Origin of the sequence: Idiomarina aminovorans, assembly GCF_023155095.1 — a bacterium.
Lineage (GTDB): Bacteria > Pseudomonadota > Gammaproteobacteria > Enterobacterales > Alteromonadaceae > Idiomarina > Idiomarina aminovorans.
In genome coordinates this window covers 618,617-640,546 of the sequence record NZ_JAKNDA010000001.1, presented here as the reverse complement: position 1 = coordinate 640,546, position 21,930 = coordinate 618,617, and the positions used below count along the sequence as shown (strand labels likewise).

The 21,930-nt window shown below is 43.8% G+C and carries 17 protein-coding genes; 16 read left to right on the top strand and 1 reads right to left on the bottom strand.

Going from position 1 to position 21,930, the window contains the following annotated elements; genetic code table 11:
* The first annotated feature begins 100 nt into the window (after positions 1–100).
* Positions 101–502, top strand: coding sequence for a peptide-methionine (R)-S-oxide reductase MsrB (gene msrB, locus L8G48_RS03190; protein WP_248263164.1), 402 nt, complete (start codon positions 101–103; stop codon positions 500–502).
* Here the strand turns inward: msrB and L8G48_RS03185 are convergent.
* A complete protein-coding gene (locus L8G48_RS03185; protein WP_248263163.1) occupies positions 484–1,290 on the bottom strand; it encodes a DUF2989 domain-containing protein in 807 nt (268 codons plus the stop codon). The genes msrB and L8G48_RS03185 overlap by 19 nt on opposite strands.
* 137 nt (positions 1,291–1,427) lie before the next feature.
* On the opposite strand from L8G48_RS03185, the gene L8G48_RS03180 reads away from it, so the two are divergent.
* From L8G48_RS03180 to pyrD, 15 genes are all read left to right on the top strand, one after another.
* Positions 1,428–2,873 carry a glyceraldehyde-3-phosphate dehydrogenase gene (locus L8G48_RS03180; protein WP_248263162.1) on the top strand — a complete coding sequence of 482 codons (1,446 nt, stop codon included), beginning with the start codon at positions 1,428–1,430 and terminating at the stop codon, positions 2,871–2,873.
* A gap of 61 nt (positions 2,874–2,934) precedes the next feature.
* Positions 2,935–4,062: a M14 family metallopeptidase gene (locus tag L8G48_RS03175; protein ID WP_248263161.1), complete on the top strand. Its 1,128-nt coding sequence runs from the start codon at positions 2,935–2,937 to the stop codon at positions 4,060–4,062.
* 45 nt (positions 4,063–4,107) lie between these two features.
* On the top strand, positions 4,108–5,784 hold the full coding sequence (locus L8G48_RS03170; RefSeq protein WP_248263160.1) for an alanine/glycine:cation symporter family protein: 1,677 nt from the start codon (positions 4,108–4,110) through the stop codon (positions 5,782–5,784).
* A gap of 130 nt (positions 5,785–5,914) precedes the next feature.
* Complete coding sequence (locus L8G48_RS03165) at positions 5,915–6,244, top strand: eL43 family ribosomal protein (protein ID WP_248263159.1); 330 nt, start codon at positions 5,915–5,917, stop codon at positions 6,242–6,244.
* Between the two features lie 4 nt (positions 6,245–6,248).
* On the top strand, positions 6,249–6,548 hold the full coding sequence (locus L8G48_RS03160; RefSeq protein WP_248263158.1) for a YeaC family protein: 300 nt from the start codon (positions 6,249–6,251) through the stop codon (positions 6,546–6,548).
* Positions 6,545–7,018, top strand: a complete 474-nt coding sequence (gene msrC, locus L8G48_RS03155; protein WP_248263157.1) for a free L-methionine (R)-S-oxide reductase MsrC — start codon at positions 6,545–6,547, stop codon at positions 7,016–7,018. Before L8G48_RS03160 ends, msrC begins: the two co-directional genes overlap by 4 nt.
* A gap of 1 nt (position 7,019) precedes the next feature.
* Positions 7,020–7,310, top strand: coding sequence for a hypothetical protein (locus tag L8G48_RS03150; protein ID WP_248263156.1), 291 nt, complete (start codon positions 7,020–7,022; stop codon positions 7,308–7,310).
* Positions 7,303–7,935 (top strand): RNA chaperone ProQ, encoded by a 633-nt coding sequence (proQ, locus tag L8G48_RS03145; RefSeq protein ID WP_248263155.1) that lies wholly within the window; start codon positions 7,303–7,305, stop codon positions 7,933–7,935. Before L8G48_RS03150 ends, proQ begins: the two co-directional genes overlap by 8 nt.
* Before the next feature lie 9 nt (positions 7,936–7,944).
* The gene (gene prc / locus L8G48_RS03140) at positions 7,945–10,002 is read left to right on the top strand and encodes a carboxy terminal-processing peptidase (protein WP_248263154.1); all 2,058 of its coding nucleotides are present in this window, start codon (positions 7,945–7,947) and stop codon (positions 10,000–10,002) included.
* A gap of 111 nt (positions 10,003–10,113) precedes the next feature.
* Positions 10,114–11,499, top strand: coding sequence for a sodium-dependent transporter (locus L8G48_RS03135; protein WP_248263153.1), 1,386 nt, complete (start codon positions 10,114–10,116; stop codon positions 11,497–11,499).
* Between the two features lie 12 nt (positions 11,500–11,511).
* Positions 11,512–12,966: a Na+/H+ antiporter NhaC gene (nhaC, locus tag L8G48_RS03130; protein ID WP_248263152.1), complete on the top strand. Its 1,455-nt coding sequence runs from the start codon at positions 11,512–11,514 to the stop codon at positions 12,964–12,966.
* A gap of 30 nt (positions 12,967–12,996) precedes the next feature.
* A complete protein-coding gene (gene pepN / locus L8G48_RS03125; protein WP_248263151.1) occupies positions 12,997–15,588 on the top strand; it encodes an aminopeptidase N in 2,592 nt (863 codons plus the stop codon).
* Positions 15,589–15,611: 23 nt separating this feature from the next.
* Entirely contained in the window at positions 15,612–15,854 is a 243-nt protein-coding gene (locus L8G48_RS03120) for a DUF2835 domain-containing protein (RefSeq protein ID WP_248263150.1), read from the top strand.
* Between the two features lie 181 nt (positions 15,855–16,035).
* A complete protein-coding gene (locus tag L8G48_RS03115) occupies positions 16,036–20,883 on the top strand; it encodes an NAD-glutamate dehydrogenase (protein WP_248263149.1) in 4,848 nt (1,615 codons plus the stop codon).
* Entirely contained in the window at positions 20,883–21,887 is a 1,005-nt protein-coding gene (gene pyrD / locus L8G48_RS03110) for a quinone-dependent dihydroorotate dehydrogenase (RefSeq protein ID WP_248263148.1), read from the top strand. The genes L8G48_RS03115 and pyrD overlap by 1 nt, the downstream gene beginning before the upstream one ends.
* The last annotated feature ends 43 nt before the right edge of the window (positions 21,888–21,930 follow it).

Below are 21,930 nucleotides of genomic sequence, written 5' to 3'. Positions count from 1 at the left end.
AACCTCAGCAAAAATTAACCTTAAATATTGACTTAAGTTTAGCACAGTCACTGTTACAGTAGTACGACATTTGATTGAAAGATAAGGGAGTTAACTGAGTATGAATGAAAATGAATGGGGTAGTAAAACGGAAGACGAATGGCGTAAGCAACTGGGAGATGAAGCGTATTACGTGTTAAGGAAAAAGGGCACAGAACGACCCTTTTCCGGTAAATATTTAAGCTGTGATAAAGAGGGCGTTTATCGTTGTGCTGGTTGTGGTCAAAAATTGTTTGAGGCTGATCACCAATTTGATGCCCATTGCGGGTGGCCAAGTTTTGATAAAGCGATAAAAGGAGCTGTTGATTATGTTGAGGACTCAAGCCATGGCATGGCGCGTACAGAAATAGTGTGCAGCCGGTGCAGAGGGCATTTGGGCCATGTTTTTGACGATGGCCCCACGCAAACCGGACAGCGTTACTGCGTTAACTCGCTTTCTATGCGTCATGAAGAGGACGAATGATAGCCACGGAAATTACCGCTTTTAATTTTATCGACGATAGATTCCGCGCGTTCATCCCACTGTTCGTATTGCGTATCGCTGGCGTTGATAATATTTTTCATACTGTTTTTTTCAAGGTTGTCCTGACCAAATTGCCAGGCAACCTGAGACCAGACATAGGCTTCAGAACTATTACCTTGTTTGAGATACATAGAAACCAACGTTGATGGTATTTCAGGGTTAATGCGATCACCCGGACCATAAAGCCTGAGAGCGCTGTAAAGAAGCTCGAATGTTTTTTGCGAGTTATGCTTAGTGTAGTAGGTCGCTAATGCCAGTTTGAGTTCAGGTTTTTCTAGCTTAGCGGTTCCTTCTAAAGCAAGCAGTTCCTGCAGCGCTTCCTCATTACCCCGGTTCGACCAGTGCCAATACAGCCAAAGCGGGTGTTCGGAGTCAGCGGTTTTATCGGCGAGTTGTTTAATATTTTTCTGTGAGTTAATAAAAGCTTCAATGCGGTTTGACTGTTTTTGCTTTAGTTTTTTATGCTCAATTGTTGAGGCTAACTCTATGCATTGAGCATATTCCTGTAAGTCTCGCATTAAAAAATACTGGGTTTCGTTCGTATCGTTTTGTTGACGCTCATAACGACTGAAAACAAGTTGCCGACGCTCTGAATTGCACCAGTTGTCGTCGTTTAAGTCATTACACAAAGCGGGCGAAGACTCGCAGATCTGCCGCACCGTCAGTTTGCTTTCAATACAGCCGGTTAAGGCAACAACAGCACTTGCAAAAATAATTTTCTTTAACATAGGCATCAACATTTTTGGTGAAATTCAATTATTTCTTAAAATTGGCTTCATGCCAAGCTTTTCAGTACAATATCGCGGTTTTCAAAGCGTAGCACTTTATTAGCTCACTGACATTAGCACAGAGGACAGGGCTCATTATGAACTCTAATCAGCAAGATCCTACCTTATCAAGTTGGCAAGAACGCCAGGAATTCGCGGAGCAAATGCAACCTTTGCTTGGCAAGCTGTATCGAAACTTCGGTGTCGAAATTTTGGTTTACGGACGTTCATTATTGAACGTATCGACCATCAACATTATTAAGGCACACCGTCTTATTCTTCGCCACGAGGGACAAAAGGTTCGCTTACGCGAAAGTTTTCCTTTCCTGCAAGCTATGGCAGAACTGAAACTTTCGCCGGCTCGTGTTGATTTGGGCAAATTAGCTTATGGTTACTTGTTTGAAGATAAAGCCGATAACTTATCAGTCACAGACTATGTGAAACGTGAGTTGGCTGACATTATCGATACAGAAGACAACATTGAACCGCGTGATATTGTTTTGTATGGTTTTGGCCGTATCGGGCGCTTATTGGCGCGTCAGTTAATCGAGCGGAATGGCGCTAACAATAAAATGCGTTTACGTGCAATTGTGGTCCGTGGTGGGCGAGACGGTGACCTGGAAAAACGGGCGAGTTTGTTGCGTCGTGACTCCATTCACGGGCTATTTAACGGCTCTATCACCGTTGATGAAGAAAACCAGTGTATAAAAGCCAACGGCACTAATATTCAAGTCATTTACTCAGACGGTCCGGACCAGGTGGATTACACTCAATACGGTATTGATAACGCAATTGTCATTGATAATACCGGTATATGGAAAGACGAAGCGGGTTTAGGTCTGCATCTCAAATCAACAGGTGTTAACAAAGTATTGCTGACGGCACCATCGAAAGGTGAGATTAAAAATATCGTTTTTGGTGTTAACGATAATATGATTGAAGATAGTGACCGCATTGTTTCTGCAGCAAGCTGTACAACCAATGCAATCACCCCGGTACTGAAAGTATTAGATGAGCACTTCGGTATTAGTAATGGTCATGTGGAAACAATACACTCTTACACCAACGATCAAAACTTAATTGATAACTATCACAAGGCAGACCGTCGTGGACGTTCAGCACCGTTGAATATGGTGATCACCTCTACCGGTGCCGCCAAGGCCGTATCAAAAGCGCTTCCAGAAATGGAAGGTAAGCTAACGGGTAATGCTATCCGCGTGCCAACACCGAACGTTTCCATGGCCATAATGAACTTAAATCTTGAGAAGTCTACAAACCGTGATGAATTGAATGATTATTTGCGCCAGGTTGCTCTGCATTCTGACTTAGTCAATCAGATTGGCTATACCGCTTCTACGGAAATTGTTTCTTCAGATTTAGTGGGCTCACGCCACCCCGGAGTGGTTGACTCTGAGGCAACTATTGTTGAAGACAACCGGGCAGTGCTTTACGTTTGGTATGACAACGAATTTGGTTATAGCACTCAGGTAATTAGTGTGGCTGAAGCGATGGCCGGACTTAAAGTTCCAAATTTACCGAAATAATTGGAAAGCGCCTGTTGGGCGCTTTTTTCTACCATTTTTCTCAGACATAAAAAGGTGAAGTATGCATATTAGTGCAAACTTTGACAGTGGCAATATTCAGGTTATCAGCGCTAACGACACAGATGACATCCGTTTAGCTATTGAAAAAGATCATCAATCCGATTTTTACCAGTGGTTTCACTTTAAGCTATTTGCTGAAGCGGGCGAAGAGCATGTAATGACTATCGAAAATGCCTCTGGCTCGGCATACTCTGACGGTTGGAAAGATTATCAGGCGCTGGCCTCTTATGACCGTGAAACCTGGTTCCGTGTACCAACCGAGTATAACGACAAAGAGCTGACTATCCGCCACACCCCGGAACAGGAAAGTGTCTACTATGCCTATTTCATACCGTATTCTTATGAACGCCACCAGGACCTTGTTCAGTCCGCGCAACAGTCAATAGATTGCTATCATGAGTTGCTGGGAGAAACCATCGACGGCCGTGAGTTAAACTTACTGGTCATTGGTGAACCGGCTGAGCACAAAAACACCATTTGGGTAACCGCTCGACAGCACCCCGGTGAGTCTATGGCAGAGTGGTTTATGGAAGGACTTATTACTCGTCTGTTAGATGACGAAGATGGCGTAGCTCGTAAGTTACTTGATGAGAACGTGTTTTACGTTGTGCCAAATATGAACCCCGATGGCAGTGTTCGAGGTCATTTGCGGACAAATGCGGTAGGTACAAACTTAAACCGCGAGTGGGCTGAACCCAGCCTGGAGAAAAGCCCGGAAGTGTTCTATGTGTTAAAACGTATGCAGGAAACCGGCGTTGATATGTTCCTGGACGTACACGGCGATGAAAACTTACCGTATAACTTTGTTGCTGGTTGTGAGGGTATTCCTTGCTACGACGAGCGGCTTAAAGACTTAGAAAATACCTTTAAAGCTTCGTTTCTAGCCGCCACGCCTGAATTCCAGACTGAATATGGCTATGAACGTGACGAGCCGGGTCAGGCTAACATGACGGTCGCTAATTCCGCTGTCGGCGAGCGTTTCAAATGTTTGTCTTACACTCTGGAGATGCCGTTTAAAGACAATGCAAACTTACCTGACCAAGATTTTGGCTGGTCAGTGGCTCGTTGTCAGCGCTTAGGCGAAGACGTATTAACAGCAATGTTGGCAGTCTCACCTAAATTGCGTTAAAACTAGAGTTGTATCATAAAATAATAACAACAAAGGGGGTCTTCCTTGGAAGCGCTCAACAATTTTTTGCTTTGGATTGATGGATTCTTAGGTTCTGCAACTTACTTTCCATTTCTTTTGCTCGGTGTGGGCTTATTTTTCACCTTGTATCTTGGTTTTCCCCAGGTGCGCTATTTCAGGCACGCGTGGAGAGTATTAGCAGGAAAATTTGATAAGAAAGACTCGCAAGGGGACACCAGTCACTTCCAGGCTCTGTCGACCGCGTTATCCGGTACTGTCGGTACCGGTAATATTGGTGGTGTGGCACTGGCCATCTTTTTAGGCGGCCCAGCGGCTATTTTCTGGATGTGGATGACGGCATTCCTCGGTATGACAACCAAATTTGTCGAAGTTACTCTGTCGCACAAATACCGCGTAAAAACTGAAGATGGCTCCATGGCTGGCGGACCCATGTATTACATGGATCGCCGTCTCAATATGAAATGGTTAGCGGTCATCTTTGCTATTGCAACTATTATTAGTTCGTTTGGCACCGGAAATATGCCGCAAATTAATAACATTGCCCAGTCAATGGAACAGACCTTTTCGATTGACTCTGTCTGGACCGGAGCTATCCTCTCTATTCTATTAGCAATGGTTATTATTGGTGGTATTAAGCGAATAGCGGCGGTTACCTCTAAAATTGTTCCGATAATGGGCGTTGTTTATGTCATCGGTTCTTTAAGCGTTATCTTTTTTAATATAGACAATATTGGCTCATCTTTCGTTTCCATTTTCAGTGATGCCTTCACCGGTTCCGCCGCAGCAGGTGGTTTCCTGGGAGCCAGCTTTGCTTATGCGTTTAACCGTGGTGTAAACCGTGGTTTATTCTCTAACGAAGCAGGTCAGGGGTCCGCACCAATTGCGCACGCTTCAGCAAAAGCGAAAGATCCTGTTGCTGAAGGTTTGGTCTCAATTCTGGAACCATTCCTGGATACCATTTTAATTTGTACCTTAACCGGTCTGGTTATTTTGTCTTCCGGGGTATGGACTGAAAAATTTGAGAACAGCTTCGCCAGAAGTGATCTGAACTTCGTTGTGGGTGAATACAATGACGTTGAGAGCGAAGACCGGCAAGAATTGTATAAATACTTAAACGGCTTTAACGATACGGAAATTAAGCATTATTCAGGCACACTCGACGTTGTAGACGGCAAGGCGCAGACCAATGGTGAAATAACCATCTTGCATGCCCGTTCAGTAGCTGAAGATGTGCGTTTTGTTATTGCCGGAGAAGATGCCTACAGCGGTCAGGTTAAAATTGAAAATGGCAACCTGATTAAAGAAGATATTGAAGTGGTGGGTAAATCGCTGGTACATTCTGCCGCATTAACTTCGTTAGCTTTTGCTAATGGTTACTTCGGTGATTATGGTCAGTACATTATTCCCATTACCTTGCTTATGTTTGCTTTTTCGACAGCTATAGCCTGGTCGTATTACGGTGACAGGGCGGTTGTCTATCTGGTTGGACAGAAGGGGGTTATGCCTTATCGCATACTTTATGTGGCTGGCTTCTTCTGGGCATCGTTTGCTGATACCACATTGGTATGGACCGCTTCGTACATTGCCATTGTGTTAATGACGTTACCCAACTTACTGGGTATGATTTTGCTTCGCAGAGAAATGAAATCAACGGTTAAGTCTTACTGGAAAGACTTTGGCGATGCCGATAAAAAAAAGTAAGATAATTTGTCTCAGTTAAACCAAAACGGTCAACCTAAAGTTGGCCGTTTTTTCTTTTATTCAGTGACAATGCTTGAAATTAAGAGCAAAAGCCTTATATTGCAAGGACTGCATAAGAGATAGGTAGTTTATGGCGTTAACACAATGTCCTTCGTGTAATAAACGAATTTCAAGCAAAGTAAAAGAATGTCCACATTGTCAGTTTGTACTGGCTGGTCAGTCTAAAGAAGAAATGGAGCGAGAGGGGTTCAGGATAAAGCAAGAAAAATCCGATAAGCTCTTGTCTCGCTCAATGCTTGCCTTACTGATAGCTATCGCTGCTTTTACTTATTTATTTCTTCAGCAACCAATACCGGGTACCTGGCAATATGGTATGTCCATTGGTGCAATGGTAGCTGGGGTGATTTGGTTTTTGATAAACCGCGTGCAACTTCTCTTCTTGAAAAAGAAAAAGCAATAGTATTATGCAATTTGACGATTTAATTGAAAGTATGAATCAAGACGTCTATGAACGTCTGGTTCAGGCGGTTGAGACGGGCAAGTGGCCGGACGGTAACCGCTTGTCCCATGAACAACGCGAAAATTCAATTCAACTGGTCATGGCTTATCAGGCCCGTTATGTTAGTAGTGACGAAGCTTTCACTATAAACGCAAATGGTGAAATCGTTACAAAAACCAAACGTGAATTAAAAGAACAGTTTAAAACAGATGCCGGCGAGCAAATTGCTCGTTTTAAACTCGATCAAGAAAAAGGCGAACTATGAGTTCTCAGTTGTACTCCGATTTATTAGCCCAAAGTAAGGCTTTAACAGAAGATGAGCCTGATTTAATTGCAAATCTTGCGAATATATCTGCGCTACTTTATGAACATATTGATGATATTAACTGGTTAGGTTTCTATTTAACCCGTTCTGAAAATGAATTGGTATTAGGCCCGTTTCAGGGGCGTGTTGCTTGTGTCCGGATCCCTTTTGGTAAAGGGGTTTGTGGTGTAGCTGCAGAATCGCAGGAATGTCAACGAGTCGAGGACGTTCACCAGTTTTCTGGCCACATTGCTTGCGACTCAGCCTCTAATAGTGAAGTGGTTGCGCCTATTGTCGTTAACGGTAAAACCGTTGCTGTGCTGGATATCGACAGCCCTTCAATTGGTCGTTTTAATGAGACTGATGCAAAAGGCATTATGGCAATTGCTGAATATTGTCAAACTCTCAACTGGCCGGGACTACAGAGCTAGAATGTTTGTTGAATTTGATATCCATAGCTATTTAGTCACCAAACAAGATGCTATTTTTTTTGAAGAGCAGGAAGAAGAAGCTGCTGACAAAATCAATGAAATGCTGCATCACATTAATGCATTACGTGAGGATGATGATACAACAGAGCAGTTGGAGGAAATGGTTCGTCGTACGCTGTATGACTGGATTGAAGAACCCGCATTGTTGGATTTGTCATTTGATGAAATGGACGACTACGTTCGAAACTTAATGAAAGTTGTCCGCGAACAGGAAGAAGAATGGAATGAGTGAACCTGAAAAGCTGACGAAAAGTAAAGATGTTATTGCCTATTTAACTGAGCAATTTCCTCAATGTTTTAGTGTTAAAGGCGATGCAAAGCCTTTAAAAATCGGCGTTTTTGAAGATCTGGCGAAACGTCTTGAAGGTGACGAAAAAGTTAGCAAAACACGTTTGCGGACAGCTTTACGCCATTACACCAACAGTTGGCGTTACCTTTATAGTGTAAAAGTTGGTGTGCAACGTGTTGATCTGGATGGTCATGACGTTGAAGCTGTGACTGAAGAACACCAACAGCACGCTCAGGAAACCTTGAAAGAGTCGAAAGCTAAAGTTGCTGAAAAGAATAAAGCTGCGGCTAAGGCTTCTGTGAAAAAGGTGCCGAGCAAAGATAAAAGCGCTGACTCAACTCAATCAAAACCCAAAGCTAAATCAGCAAAGAAACCCAACAAAGCTCAAGTTAAATTGACTGATGTGGAACTCAATAAGCTTTCTGTTGGTCAACAAGTACAGGTAAAAGCGGGGAACACCCCAATGGCAGCAACAATTTTGGAGCTGGACAAAGACGATGTTCAGGTTCAGTTGCAAAACGGTTTAACCATGAAAGTTAAAGCAGATAAGATTTTTCTGCGTGCGTAGGAGTAGTCAATGAAACACTGGGCTGTAAAAAAATGTGCATTGGCACTGATGTGTGTGGTCCCCACAGCGGTTGCAGTACCACCGGAACACAAAATCAGTGAATTACCAGAACTGGAGCAAGAAGCCCAACATGATACAGCCAGTGAGCGTATAACCTCTTATTTTACCCGTTATCACTTCAGCAGTTTAACGTTAGATAATGAGTTATCTGAAAAAATTCATGAACGGTATTTTGAGCTGCTAGATTACAGCAAAATGTTTTTACTAAAGAAAGACATTGAAGCGGCTGATGAATATCGTCATTTATTCGATGATATGTTGAAACGGGGCGAGCTTAATGTTGCCTTCAATATTTATCGCAAAAGTTTAGAACGCCGCTTTCAACGTTATGAGTATGCCTTGTCTTTACTGGATGAAGAAAAGCCCATGGACTTTTCGGCTGAAGACGATAAATACTACTATGATCGCGAAGATGCCAAATGGGCTGAATCGCAGGATGAGCTTAATGAACTTTGGCAGAGTCGGGTCAAATACGATGCTCTCAACTTAAAACTTGCTGGCAAAGAGTGGCCGGAAATTGTTGAGACACTGGGCAAACGCTATAACAGCGCCTTAAATCGCCTGACAAAATCTAAAAGTGAAGATGTATTTCAAACAGTCATGAACGCTTTTGCCCGTTCAGTTGAAGCCCATACCAGCTATCTGTCTCCGTCGAACTCAGAACGTTTCCAGCAAAATATGAACCTTGAACTGGAAGGTATTGGTGCGGTTTTGCAGTCCGAATACGATTACACGATAATTCGTAGCTTAGTTCCCGGCGGACCGGCAGACAAAACCGGTGAACTTTCACCGGAAGATAAAATTATCGCTGTCGGTCAGGGTAACGGCGAAGACGAGGAAGAATTCGTTGATATTATAGGCATGCGCCTGGATGACGTAGTGGAATTAATTAAAGGGCCTAAAGGAACAAGTGTCAGACTGCAGGTGCTAAAAGCAAGCCAGGGTGCCGGCGGTACGCCCAGCGAAGTCGAGATTACCCGCGATAAAGTCAAACTGGAAGATCGCGCAGCAAAAGCAGAAGTTAAAGAGTTTAAGGAAGGTCCTTATAAAGGTCGTCGTCTGGGGGTTATTGAAATCCCGGGTTTTTACAACAATCTAACTGCTGATGTAAAAAAACTGATTGAAGATTTGGAAAACAAAGAGGTCGAAGGCCTTGTGGTAGATTTACGCGGTAATGGTGGCGGGGCGTTGACCGAGGCAATTAATTTAAGTGGTTTGTTTATCGATAAGGGACCTGTGGTTCAGGTTAGCGATGGTCGCGGCCGGGTTGATGTCAGTAGAGATAAAGACGGCAAGACTTATTATGAAGGGCCGTTGTTTGTCATGGTCGATCGTTACAGTGCATCGGCATCTGAGATATTCGCTGCAGCGATGCAAGACTACGAACGAGCGCTGATTATTGGTGAAAATACCTTTGGTAAAGGTACTGTACAGCAGCATCGTGGGTTGACTCGTCGTTTTGACTTCTATGATAAACCCCTTGGAAGCGTGCAGTATACCATTGCGAAGTTCTACCGTATCAATGGTGGGAGCACGCAATTAAAAGGTGTGCAGCCGGATGTTGTCTTCCCTTCTTTTGTGGAACCCTCTGAGTGGGGCGAGAGCAAAGAAGATAATGCCTTACCTTGGGATAAAATTGCTAAGGCCGATTATAGTCAAGTGGGCGAAATCAATAACGCTAAAATAAAAGAGCTACAGCAACACCTAAATCAAAGGATTGAAGATGACCCTGAGTTTTCTTATATCTTTGAAGAAATAGAGAGATTTAGAGAAGAAAAAGATAAGACTTGGGTCAGTCTTGTGTTAACTGAGCGAGAGCAGAAACAAGAGCGACAAAAAGCACGACAGCTTGAGCGTATTAATGAACGTTTGAAGCGGGCTGATAAAGAACCTGTAGAAAGCGTTGAGGATGCGCCGGACGAGCTTATGGAGGTTGATCCTCACCTTGACCAGGCTGCTTTAGTTGCATTTGACTTTATTGATCAAAATCAACTTGTTTCAAATTAGTATGACTTCTTTAAAAGTACCGCCTTTACGGCGGTATTTTTTTGTGTACTTGTCATAGACCTACTTTTTGTGGTCATATAGCGCGGTAATAAACACAAACGATTAATAATAATGACAACAAATAATCAGACAATATCAAGTCGGTGGTCGAGCCGTTTGAGTTTTATCTTAGCATCTTCTGCTGCCGCTGTTGGCTTGGGAAATATTTGGAAGTTTCCCTATGTTATGGGCGAAAATGGCGGCGGGGCATTTGTACTCGTTTATCTTCTTTGTATTCTGGCCATTGGTATTCCCATTATGATGGCAGAAGTGATTATCGGTCGTCGGGGCCGCCATTCTCCTGGCTACGCCGCTAAATCAGTTGCTCTGGAGTCGGGTAAGCATACCGCGTGGCAAGCCGCCGGTTGGCTTGGCATGCTGACCGGTTATTTAGTTTTAAGTTTCTATGCTGTCATAGCAGGCTGGGCATTGGCTTATGTATTTAAGGCGGCGCAGGGAATCTTTACCCAGGCTTCAGCTGAGCAGATAGGGGAAACGTTTGGAGGGCTACTAGCATCCCCGGGCGAGCTGATGCTTTGGCACAGTTTGGTTATCGTTGCCACAGTGTTAGTTGTTGGTAATGGTGTAAAAAATGGCCTGGAAAGGTCGGTTCGGTTATTACTGCCTTGTATGATCGTTCTGTTGGTTGTTATTGCAATTTACTCCGGCAGTATCGGCGACTTCTCCGCTGCAATTGGTTTTATGTTTGAGCCCGATTTTAGCAAACTCACTGTTAACGGTGTGATGATAGCGTTAGGGCATTCATTTTTTACTTTAGGCCTGGCCTCCGGTGTCGTCATTATGTACGGCGCTTATTTGCCACGTGAAACATCAATAGTGCAAACTAGCTTGTGGATAGCCGTCATTGATACTTTTGTGGCTTTGCTTGCAGGGCTTGCGATATTCCCGTTAGTTTTTGGTTATGGGTTAACACCCAGTGAAGGCCCCGGGCTTATCTTTACTACGCTCCCCTTAGCCTTTAGCGAAATGCCAGCGGGTGGTTTTGTCGGAACCGTATTTTTCATTATGCTGGTTATTGCTGCCTTTACATCGGCCATTGCAATGATTGAATCATCAGTCGCTTTCGTGGCTGAGAAGTTTTCTTTAAGCCGCTGGCCGGCAACCATTATTTCCGCTGGCGTGTTATGGCTGTTAGGACAGTTAACGATTCATTCGTTTGCGGGATCTGGCTGGGCGCAGTTAGACGAGCAGTGGCTGGGTAAGCCAATTAACTCATTGTTTGATATTATAGATGTTTTAACATCAAGCCTGTTATTACCGCTGGGCGGTTTATTGTTAGCGGTATTAGCCGGCTGGGTGATGCGTTCTGAATTTACGAAAGACGAACTGGATACTAAAAAAGGCATTTTCGATGTCTGGTTACTCTGTGTTAAGTACATTTCTCCAGTCGCTATCATTATTATTTTTTTACAGCTAATTGGCTTTATAAAACTTTAGGTTGAATAATTAATGAGTCATAAAACAAAAGCACCCAGTTTATTACAAGCGCTCATTCCTTTACTTGCGCTGATTGCCATGCTGTCTTCATCCGTTTATTTGTTCGGTGAAGATTCTTCTTATGGACCTAACCAAATTGCCCTGTTGGTGGCAGCAGGCATTGCGGTCATTATCGGTTTCCGAAACGGCTTTAGCTGGCAGCAAATAGAGGAAGGCATCACTGAGGGAATTTCTGTTGCGCTCGGGGCGATGTTGATCATTCTCGCGGTTGGATCATTGATTGGCACCTGGCTATTGTCAGGTACAGTGCCCACATTGATTTACTATGGCCTTGAACTTCTCAATCCGAGTTTATTTTACGCTGCAAGCTGCGTTATTTGCGGAGTTGTTGCTCTCTCTATAGGCAGTTCATGGACAACCGCAGCAACTATTGGTGTGGCTTTGATGGGGGTTGCTTCGGGAATGGGGCTGGACCCCGGTATTGCAGCTGGAGCGATAGTTTCAGGTGCGTACTTTGGTGATAAAATGTCGCCGCTGTCTGATACCACAAATTTAGCTCCCGCGGTTGCCGGAACAGAGCTCTTTGCTCATATTCGTTATATGGGATACACGGCAGGGCCTGCATTTATCATCTCAATAGTCTTGTTTTTAATCTTAGGCCTTAATACGGACTCTAATGTGAGTTTAGAGCGCCTTAAACTCATGCAGGAACAACTGCAAGCAACGTTTAATATTGGCTGGGAAATGCTTGTACCTCTGGCTGTGTTACTGTATCTGGCTGCGACGCGCAAACCTGCGTTACCAACCGTATTTTTCGGGGCATTACTGGGCGGTGCCTGGGCGTTGATATTTCAACCGGAAATGGTCACTCAAATTGCCGGACAAGAGGGCTGGGTTCCGGCATTAAAAGTTGTGTGGTTAGCCTTGTCCGATGGTGTTGCTGTCAGCACTGGCAGCGCTAATCTGGACTCATTGCTGAGTGGTGGCGGTATGTCATCCATGCTCAATACTGTCTGGCTTATTTTAAGTGCCATGACCTTTGGCGCGATCATGGAAAAAATTGGCCTGTTAGAGCGTTTTATTCGCGGCATGCTGCAATTTGCTAAAAGCGTTGGCGCATTGGTTACTGGTACTATTTTTACCTGTTTTGGCGCTAACGTGCTTACTGCGGATCAATATATGGCTATTGTTCTGCCGGGGCGAATGTTTAAAGAAGAGTATGAACGCCGTAACCTGGACCCCAGAGTGCTTTCCCGTACGCTGGAAGACAGCGGAACCATTACTTCGGCGTTAATTCCATGGAATACCTGCGGGGCTTATATGTTTTCAGTGCTTGCGGTTAGTCCATTAGAATATGGTATCTATGCATTCTTTAATTATCTGACACCACTAATTGCTATTATTCTTGCCTATACTGGCTGGACGATATTGTATTTGAACCCTAAAGACAACGTCGCTAAAGCGTAATTAGTACAGAAAGAAACACAGAAGGAATTTATGACACAATTACCAAAGGCTAAATATCGTAAAGATTATCAGGCACCTGAGTTTACAATTACGGATGTGGATTTAACATTTAATCTGCATCCGACTGAAACCCGAGTGGTCAGCGTCTTAAAGGTAGTACGACAGGGCAATCATGAGAAGCCTTTGGTACTTGATGGTGAGCAACTAACCTTGCTGAGTATAAAAGTTGATGGCGTAAAGGTGCCCGAAGACTCGTATCAATGCGACGAGCAAAATCTGACCCTGGATACGTCTCTCGATACTTTTACACTGGAAATAGAAAACAGTGTAAACCCAACGGCAAACGAAGCGCTTGAAGGCCTCTACCTGGCGGAAGATACATTCTGTACTCAATGCGAAGCCGAAGGTTTTCGCAGAATAACCTATTACCTTGATCGTCCCGATGTTCTGGCTAAATTTACGACAACCGTTATTGCCGATTTAGATAAGTTTCCGTACGTGTTGTCAAACGGTAATAAGATTAAGCAGGCAGAGCTTGATAACGGTAAGCATTTAGCCACCTGGCAGGACCCGTTCCCTAAACCGTGTTACTTATTCGCGCTTGTTGCCGGTAATTTTGATGTATTGCGTGATAAGTTCACGACCCGTGAAGGGCGCAGCGTTGATTTGGAACTTTTTGTTGATAAAGGAAACCTGGATCGCGCCGATCACGCCATGTTATCGCTTAAAAATGCGATGAAGTGGGACGAAGAGCGTTTCGACTTGGTTTACGATCTTGATATTTACATGGTTGTAGCCGTCGACTTCTTCAACATGGGCGCTATGGAAAATAAGGGCCTCAATGTTTTCAACGCAAAATATGTATTAGCTAATCCTAAAACGGCAACCGATCAGGATTTTCTCAATGTTGAATCGGTTATTGGGCATGAGTATTTTCACAACTGGACTGGTAATCGGGTTACTTGCCGAGACTGGTTTCAACTGAGTTTAAAAGAAGGCTTAACAGTATTCCGTGATCAAGAATTCAGCTCAGATTTAGGGTCTCGCGCGGTTAACCGTATTCAGGATGTACGGGTTATTCGCAGCCATCAGTTTGCTGAAGACTCAGGGCCTATGGCACACCCAATCAGACCGGATAAAGTGGTTCAAATGAACAACTTTTACACGGTAACCGTTTATAACAAAGGCGCTGAAGTCATTCGTATGATTCATACCTTGCTGGGTGAAACTGGTTTCCAGAAAGGGATGAAACTGTATTTTGAACGCCACGACGGTAACGCGGTTACCTGCGAAGATTTTGTCAAGGCGATGGAAGACGCTAATGGGCAAGATTTTAGTGTTTTTCGTCATTGGTATTCGCAAGCCGGTACGCCTGTTGTGACAGTTGAAGAGTCGTACGATGCCAATGCAAAAGAATTGACGTTGAAACTAAAACAAGCAACAGCTTCAACGCCGGGGCAAGAGCAAAAAGTGCCGTTTCATATTCCGGTTAAATGGTCAGCTTACAGCGAAAAAGGCGAACGCTTGTCGTTAGGTAATAATGATGTTTTACATTTAAAAGAGTCTGAAGCCAGTTTTACGTTTGAAAATGTGGCAGAGAAGCCCATTTTATCGTTGTTTGACAACTTTTCAGCGCCGGTAAAAGTGAAACGGAATTTAACGGACGATGAACTCAGAGTTCTGCTGGCTCATAGCGAAGATGACTTCAGTCGTTGGGACGCTGCGCAGTCGTTATTTACACGCATTATAGAAAAAGCGATTAGCAATAACAGTGAAGCCGAATTGTCCGTAAAAACAATTCAAGCTTGCCAAAATCTGCTCCGTGCAAATACTGATCCGGCACTAAAAGCATTGGCATTAACTTTGCCAACAGCATCCACGATTGCCGACGGTTATAAGACTATTCCGGTTGAAGCCATTAATACTCAGTTAAAGTCGTTAAAGATACAACTGGCAGAGGCCTTAGAAAGTGATTTTACTGAGCTTCTGAATGCCTGTAGCTCAAACAAACCGTATCAGTTAAATGGCGATGATATTGCCCGGCGTCAGTTGAAGCAGATTTGCCTGAGTTACTTAGCTGAACTTGGTGATGCGACCGTTGGTAACCTGAAACAGCAATTTGAACAGGCCGATAATCTTACCGATCAGCTTGGTGCGTTACAGGCTAGTGTCTGGGCCAATAATTCAGTTGCCGAACCCTTGTTAAATTTGTTTGAGAAACAATGGCAGGGTGAAAAACTGGTCATGGATAAATGGTTTAGTACACAGGCGCTTGCAAATAGCGAACAAACGGTCGAGCGAGTCAAAAGCTTAATGACACACCCTGATTTTTCATTGAAAAACCCTAACCGTATTTATTCACTGCTGGCGGCATTCACTCAAAATCAGCCACAGTTTCACCGGGCCGATGGGGCAGGGTATGAGCTAATTGGGGCTATCATCCAACAGTTAAATGCCAGTAACCCCCAAGTTGCCTCGCGATTGCTTTCAGCCTTTGTCAGCTGGCGTCGGTACGATGAAAATCGCCAGCAACTTATGAAAAAACAGCTGGAGTCTTTACGTAACTTGCCCGATTTAGCCAGCGATTTATTTGAAAAAGTAGAAAGTTGTCTAACTGAATAATTATCTAAAGGTATAAAACAACGGTGATAATTGAGTATGTTTTTAACCTGGGCATGAGTTACCAGGAGTTCTGTGATGTTTATTACAGCAAAGGTTATCATCAAGTCGTCGTAACAACAGTTAACGGCACGCGGGTGGCATTGCCCGCGGGTCGTTTAATTCCTTTTATTGACAACCAGGGGATACACGGACGCTTTATTTTACAAGTCGATGAGCAACAAAAGTTTGTGGGGTTAAAGCGACTTGCACAGAGTCCATTCAGTTAAACTCAATACTTATCTTCTTTTACTCGTCACATCTGGTCTAAACACTTGCGTTTAGCGTGAATAAGCGTTGAAACCCTAGTCTAAATGTTCGACAATAACATCAATAATAGATTCTCTGGCCGTGGGCCGCATTTGGGCTTGCCTGCGACGTTTCACCAACAACCTCAAGGACTCTGTAATTATGTCGTTGGTCGATAGTCAATCTCCGGTTTTACTGGAAAAAGTCGTTGAATTGATAAATAAAAAAGTTTCCTCCCCTCAAGCGCATTTAGTAGCAGACTTTGCCAAGCGCTTATATCGTAATATTGCCAGTGATGACTTTACCAACCGCCACGACAGTGACATGTATGGTGCGGTTTTAGGTTTATGGCACAGTTTTAATGAATACAAGTCTGGCGATAAAGCCTTAATAAAGGTCTATAACCCTGAAGTTCCAACCGATGGCTGGGAGTCACCACATACCATTATTGAAATTATTCAAAGTGATATGCCATTTATGGTTGATTCTGTGCGTATGGCACTAGCTCGTCTGGGAATAACGTCGCACTTGCTTCTGCACATGCCGCTGAGCCATAGACGAGATAAAAAGGGTCAAGTTACAGAGTTACAAAAACCCGGCACTCGTAACGATGATAATTACGTTGATACGGTTTTTCTTATTGAGATAGACCGTCAAACCAGCAAAGAAGAAATTAAAGCTTTAAAAACCGAATTGGTTTCGGTGATGGAAGAGATAAGTCTTGCTGTAAATGACTGGCAACCGATGCGAAAGCGTTTGCAGACGGTTTCAGAACAACTGAATAATGATTATTACCCGGGCACCGAAAAAGAAAAAAAAGAAATTCAACATTTTTTGCAATGGTTGGCTAACGACAATTTTACGTTAACGGGGTATCGCTCTTATGAGTTAACGCCAGTAAAAGGCGATTATGAACTTAAGCAGGTTAAAGATTCCAGCCTTGGTTTACTGAAAAACTCCGTGAGTGAAAAAGGACGTTTAGTGTCGAGCTTACCGGAAGATGCCCGGGAAATTACTCATAATGACCGGTTATTGCTATTAACCAAAACCAATTCAAAGTCCCGAGTTCATCGCCCGGCCTATTCAGACTATATTGGCGTTAAACGTTTTGATGAAAACGGTGAAGTGATAGGCGAGGATCGTTTTATTGGTTTGTACTCGGCTAACTTTTATAATAACAGCACGCGAGATATCCCGCTGGTTAGCGAAAAAATATCGCGAGTGTTAGAAATTTCAGGCTTTGCCCCGCAGTCTCATGCAGCAAAAGCGTTACTGAATATTTTAGAGACATACCCTCGTGACGAGATTGTACAGGCAGAAGAAGGTGATTTACTGACTGTCGGTCTCGGCGTATTGCAAATGCAAGAACGTGATATGACGCGTGTTTTTTTACGCCGTGATATCTTCGGCCGCTTCATGTCGTGCATGGTTTACGTACCGAAAGAACGTTACAACACCTTGCTGCGTCAAAGAACTCAGAGTGTTCTGGCACGGACATTAAAAACAGACTATGACGTCGATTTTACCACTTATTTCTCAGAGTCTTCTTTGGCGCGAACACACTACACTGTTCGGTTGAGTGAAGATCATCAGGATGTGAACGTGAAAGAATTAGAACAGAATTTAATTGAAGCGGCCCGCACATGGGAAGACAACTTTGAGCGTATTTTGCAGTCTACATTTGGCGAAGCAAATTCTACTCGTTTAAATAAAAAATACTCGACGGCGTTTCCCCGAGCCTATAAAGAAGATGTATTACCCTCAGTTGCTATTTCAGATGTTAAGCAACTTGAGTCCTTAAATGATGAACATAAACTGGGTATGGTTTTATACCGTGCACAGGAAGAGAAAGACGATAGCAAACATTTACATCTGAAATTGTTCCATAAAAATGAGCCGATTCATCTGTCGGACGTATTACCAATGTTGGAAAACTTTGGTTTACGCGTTATTGGCGAAAGTCCTTATCAGATAAAAACAGCAGATGGCGATGTTTTCTGGGTTCTAGACTTTCATATGTTGCATACTGCCGGCTCACTTGATCTGGAAGAAAGCCGCGAGACATTCCAGCAAGCTTTTGCCTTAGTCTGGAATGGCAGGCTTGAAGATGATGGCTTTAACCGATTAGTGCTGGGCGCCGGTATGAACGGCCGCCAGGCAACTATTTTACGTATGTTAGCTAAGTACATGCGTCAAATAGGTACAACCTTTAGCCAAAGCTACATAGAAAGCACGTTCAGCAAGTACCCGTTATTGGCAAAATTGCTTGTAAAAATGTTTTACAGCAAATTTCAACCGCGCACTAAAGGTGTAGAGAAAAAAGTAGAAGCGCTTCATACTCGCATTAATACTGAGCTTGATAACGTCGCTAACCTTGACGACGACCGTATTATTCGGCGTTATGTTGAGTTGATTCATGCGGCTTTACGCACCAACTTTTTCCAACTGGATGAAGACGGTAACGATAAACCTTATATTTCGGTTAAGTTCTTACCAGAACGGATACCGGAAATGCCATTGCCTCTGCCTAAATTCGAGATTTTTGTCTATTCTCCTAAAGTAGAAGGTGTTCACCTACGCGGAGGTAAGGTTGCTCGTGGTGGTTTGCGTTGGTCAGATCGTCGGGAAGACTTCAGAACTGAAGTTCTGGGGCTGGTAAAAGCACAGCAAGTCAAAAATACCGTTATTGTCCCTGTTGGCGCAAAGGGTGGCTTTTTTTGTAAAGCATTGCCTGAAGACCGTGAGGGCAAGATGACAGAGGGTAAAGAGTGTTATAAAACCTTTATCCGTGCGTTATTAGATATTACCGACAATATTATTGAAGGTGAGGTTGTTCCGCCGAACAATGTTGTTCGCCACGACCAAGATGACTCTTACTTGGTTGTTGCCGCGGATAAAGGAACGGCGACTTTCTCGGATATCGCTAATGGTATTTCAGCGGAGTACAACTTCTGGCTGGGGGATGCTTTTGCTTCAGGCGGATCTGTTGGTTACGACCATAAAAAGATGGGTATTACCGCACGTGGCGCCTGGGAGTCAGTCAAACGCCACTTCCGTGAAATGGGTATCGATTGCCAGACCACGGATTTTACCTGTGTTGCTATTGGTGACATGGGGGGCGATGTTTTTGGTAATGGCATGCTGCTTTCTAAGCATACCCAATTGCAAGCGGCATTTAACCACTTACATATCTTCATTGACCCAGCTCCAAATGCTGCGAAGTCATGGGAAGAACGTGACCGATTATTTAAAATGCCGCGTTCGAGTTGGGACGACTATAATCGTGACTTGATTTCAAAAGGTGGTGGCATATTCTCGCGAAGCGCTAAAGCTATTGAGCTTACGCCTGAAATTAAGAAAATGCTGGGTACTCAGAAAAAGTCGATGACGCCGAATGAGCTTATTAAAGCTTGCTTAACGATGAACGTTGATCTTATTTGGAACGGTGGTATTGGTACTTATGTTAAAGGTAAGGCAGAAACCGACAGCGATGTTGGTGACCGTGCAAACGACACCTTGCGCGTAAACGGCCGTGACCTAAACGCTAAAATTATTGGCGAAGGTGGAAACCTGGGTTTTACTCAACTGGGGCGTATTGAATTTGCTCAGAAGGGCGGACGAGCTAACACAGATTTTGTCGATAATGTCGGCGGCGTTGATTGCTCGGATAACGAAGTTAATATCAAAATTTTGTTAAACGGCGTAGTTAATAGTGGCGACCTTACCAAAAAGCAACGCGATAAATTGCTTTATGACATGACGGATGACGTTTCAAAAATTGTCATTGAAGACTGTAATCGACAAACTCAGTCTATCTCTGTTACAGCTCTGCGTGGCCCGGATCAAATGAAAGAATACCAGCGCTTCATTCATCATCTTGAGCGTGAGCATGCGTTAAATCGTCAACTTGAATTTTTGCCAGATGATGATCAATTGATTGAACGTCAAGCGGCCAATCAAGGTTTGACTCGCCCAGAATTATCGACCATAACGGCTTATGGCAAAATGGTATTGAAAGAGCAATTGATTACGGACGAAATTACGAAAGACCCGTACCATATGCGTGAGCTGTTTGATTCTTTCCCGGAAGCCTTGCGCGAGCGCTTTTCCGACAGCATGATGTCACATCCGCTTAAAGGGCAAATTATTGCAACTAAGCTAGCCAATAATATTGTTAACGACATGGGGCCAAATTTTGTATTTCGCAAGCAAGAAGCAACCGGAGCAAGCGTTGCGGAAGTTGCTTCGGCTTATGTTGTAGCGCGCGAATGCTTCAAAGTTGAAGAACTTTGGGAGCAGATAGAAGCACTCAATAACAAAGTGCCGGCGGAAGTTCAGAATGATGTTTTATTCCAGCTTCGTCGCATGGTTCGCCGATCAACTCGTTGGTTATTACGCCATCGTAATCCGGCACTCAAAGGTATTCAGGAACATCTGGATTTCTACATGGGCGCATTTGATGACTTACGCAAAAACAGCCTTACGTACATGATTGAGGATGAAGCAAAAGTCATTGAAGAGACGATAGAGAAGTATAAAGAACACGGATTCCCGGCTAATCTTGCTAAACAAATTGCGAGCTTAAGTACTATCTTCTCTGCAATGGACTTGGCGGAAGTGGCAAATGAAACAGGGCAGTCGTTCAAAACAGTGGGAACTCTTTACTTCCGCTTAGGCGCAGAAATGAACTTACACTGGTTCTTAACGCAAATTAATAACCAACCGGTCGCTAATCACTGGCAAGCTTTGGCACGTGCGGCATTCCGCGAAGAGCTTGACTGGCAGCAACGTTCACTGACGCAGGTGGTTCTGCGCTCAACACCTGATGTGAGTGACCCCGGAAAGATGATCAGTGAATGGATAGAGCAGAACGAAATACTGCTTTCTCGTTGGCAACAAATGCTATCTGATTTCCGCACAACGAAAAGCCATGAATTTGCTAAGTTCTCTGTTGCTTTGCGCGAGTTGATGCTGCTAAGCCATAACTGCGCACCTAAAGTTATCAGTTAATGTACAAACTTATTCGTCCATGGCTGTTCAAGCAGGATCCCGAGAAGACGCATGATCAGATGTTCGGGATTTTGCGCAACTGGCATCGCACGCCTTTATCATTTTTTTGGAGACAAAACGTACCGAGTAAACCGGTTCGGGTTATGGGAATTGAGTTCCCTAATCCGGTCGGTTTAGCCGCCGGTCTGGATAAAAATGCGGAGTGTATCGATGCCTTTTCTCAAATGGGGTTTGGTTTTATAGAAGTTGGTACGGTAACGCCAGTAGCCCAGCCCGGTAATGACAAACCACGTTTATTTCGGCTAACTGAAGATGAAGCCATTATTAACCGCATGGGGTTCAATAACCATGGGGTTGATAAACTTCTGGAAAATATTAAGGCGTCGTCTTATAAGGGTGTATTAGGCATTAACATCGGTAAAAATAAGAATACGCCGGAAGAGCAGGCCATTGACGACTATCTAATTTGCCTGAAAAAGGTTTATCCTTATGCAGGCTATATTACGATAAATATTTCATCACCTAATACTCCAGGCCTACGAAATTTACAGCATGGTTCAAGCCTGGACGGATTACTCGCTAGCCTTAAAGAGGCACAGTTAGAGTTATCGGATCAGTACAGTTCCTATGTTCCGTTAGTTGTTAAAATTGCGCCGGATCTTGAAGCCGCTGAAGTTGAAACGATGGCTCAGTCGTTATTGAAGAACAAAATGGATGGTGTGATAGCAACCAATACCACTTTGTCCCGCGATGGTCTTCAAGACGGACAGGCTAGTGAAGCGGGGGGACTTAGCGGCAAACCCTTACAAGACAGAAGCACGAAAGTTATAGAGTTATTGTGTAAAAACCTGCAAAGAAAGATACCTATAATTGGTGTTGGCGGTATTGATTCAGCCGGATCCGCACAAGCTAAACTTGAGGCCGGAGCGAGTTTGGTGCAAGTTTATACGGGCTTTATCTATCAGGGGCCGGCATTGATTCGTTCAATTGTTAATCACTTGTAATAGCTAAGTGATTTTAGTACCTTATCGCGAAGCTTAAATTCTT

Excerpts from the sequence above, each read along its gene's own strand:
- L8G48_RS03135 (WP_248263153.1), top strand. The coding sequence starts at position 10,114 with ATGACAACAAATAATCAGACAATATCAAGTCGGTGGTCGAGCCGTTTG.
- L8G48_RS03175 (WP_248263161.1), top strand. The coding sequence starts at position 2,935 with ATGCATATTAGTGCAAACTTTGACAGTGGCAATATTCAGGTTATCAGC.
- pyrD (WP_248263148.1), top strand. The coding sequence starts at position 20,883 with ATGTACAAACTTATTCGTCCATGGCTGTTCAAGCAGGATCCCGAGAAG.
- prc (WP_248263154.1), top strand. The coding sequence starts at position 7,945 with ATGAAACACTGGGCTGTAAAAAAATGTGCATTGGCACTGATGTGTGTG.
- nhaC (WP_248263152.1), top strand. The coding sequence starts at position 11,512 with ATGAGTCATAAAACAAAAGCACCCAGTTTATTACAAGCGCTCATTCCT.
- L8G48_RS03115 (WP_248263149.1), top strand. The coding sequence starts at position 16,036 with ATGTCGTTGGTCGATAGTCAATCTCCGGTTTTACTGGAAAAAGTCGTT.
- L8G48_RS03150 (WP_248263156.1), top strand. The coding sequence starts at position 7,020 with ATGTTTGTTGAATTTGATATCCATAGCTATTTAGTCACCAAACAAGAT.
- L8G48_RS03165 (WP_248263159.1), top strand. The coding sequence starts at position 5,915 with ATGGCGTTAACACAATGTCCTTCGTGTAATAAACGAATTTCAAGCAAA.
- L8G48_RS03185 (WP_248263163.1), bottom strand. The coding sequence starts at position 1,290 with ATGTTAAAGAAAATTATTTTTGCAAGTGCTGTTGTTGCCTTAACCGGC.
- L8G48_RS03160 (WP_248263158.1), top strand. The coding sequence starts at position 6,249 with ATGCAATTTGACGATTTAATTGAAAGTATGAATCAAGACGTCTATGAA.
- pepN (WP_248263151.1), top strand. The coding sequence starts at position 12,997 with ATGACACAATTACCAAAGGCTAAATATCGTAAAGATTATCAGGCACCT.
- L8G48_RS03180 (WP_248263162.1), top strand. The coding sequence starts at position 1,428 with ATGAACTCTAATCAGCAAGATCCTACCTTATCAAGTTGGCAAGAACGC.
- proQ (WP_248263155.1), top strand. The coding sequence starts at position 7,303 with ATGAGTGAACCTGAAAAGCTGACGAAAAGTAAAGATGTTATTGCCTAT.
- msrB (WP_248263164.1), top strand. The coding sequence starts at position 101 with ATGAATGAAAATGAATGGGGTAGTAAAACGGAAGACGAATGGCGTAAG.
- msrC (WP_248263157.1), top strand. The coding sequence starts at position 6,545 with ATGAGTTCTCAGTTGTACTCCGATTTATTAGCCCAAAGTAAGGCTTTA.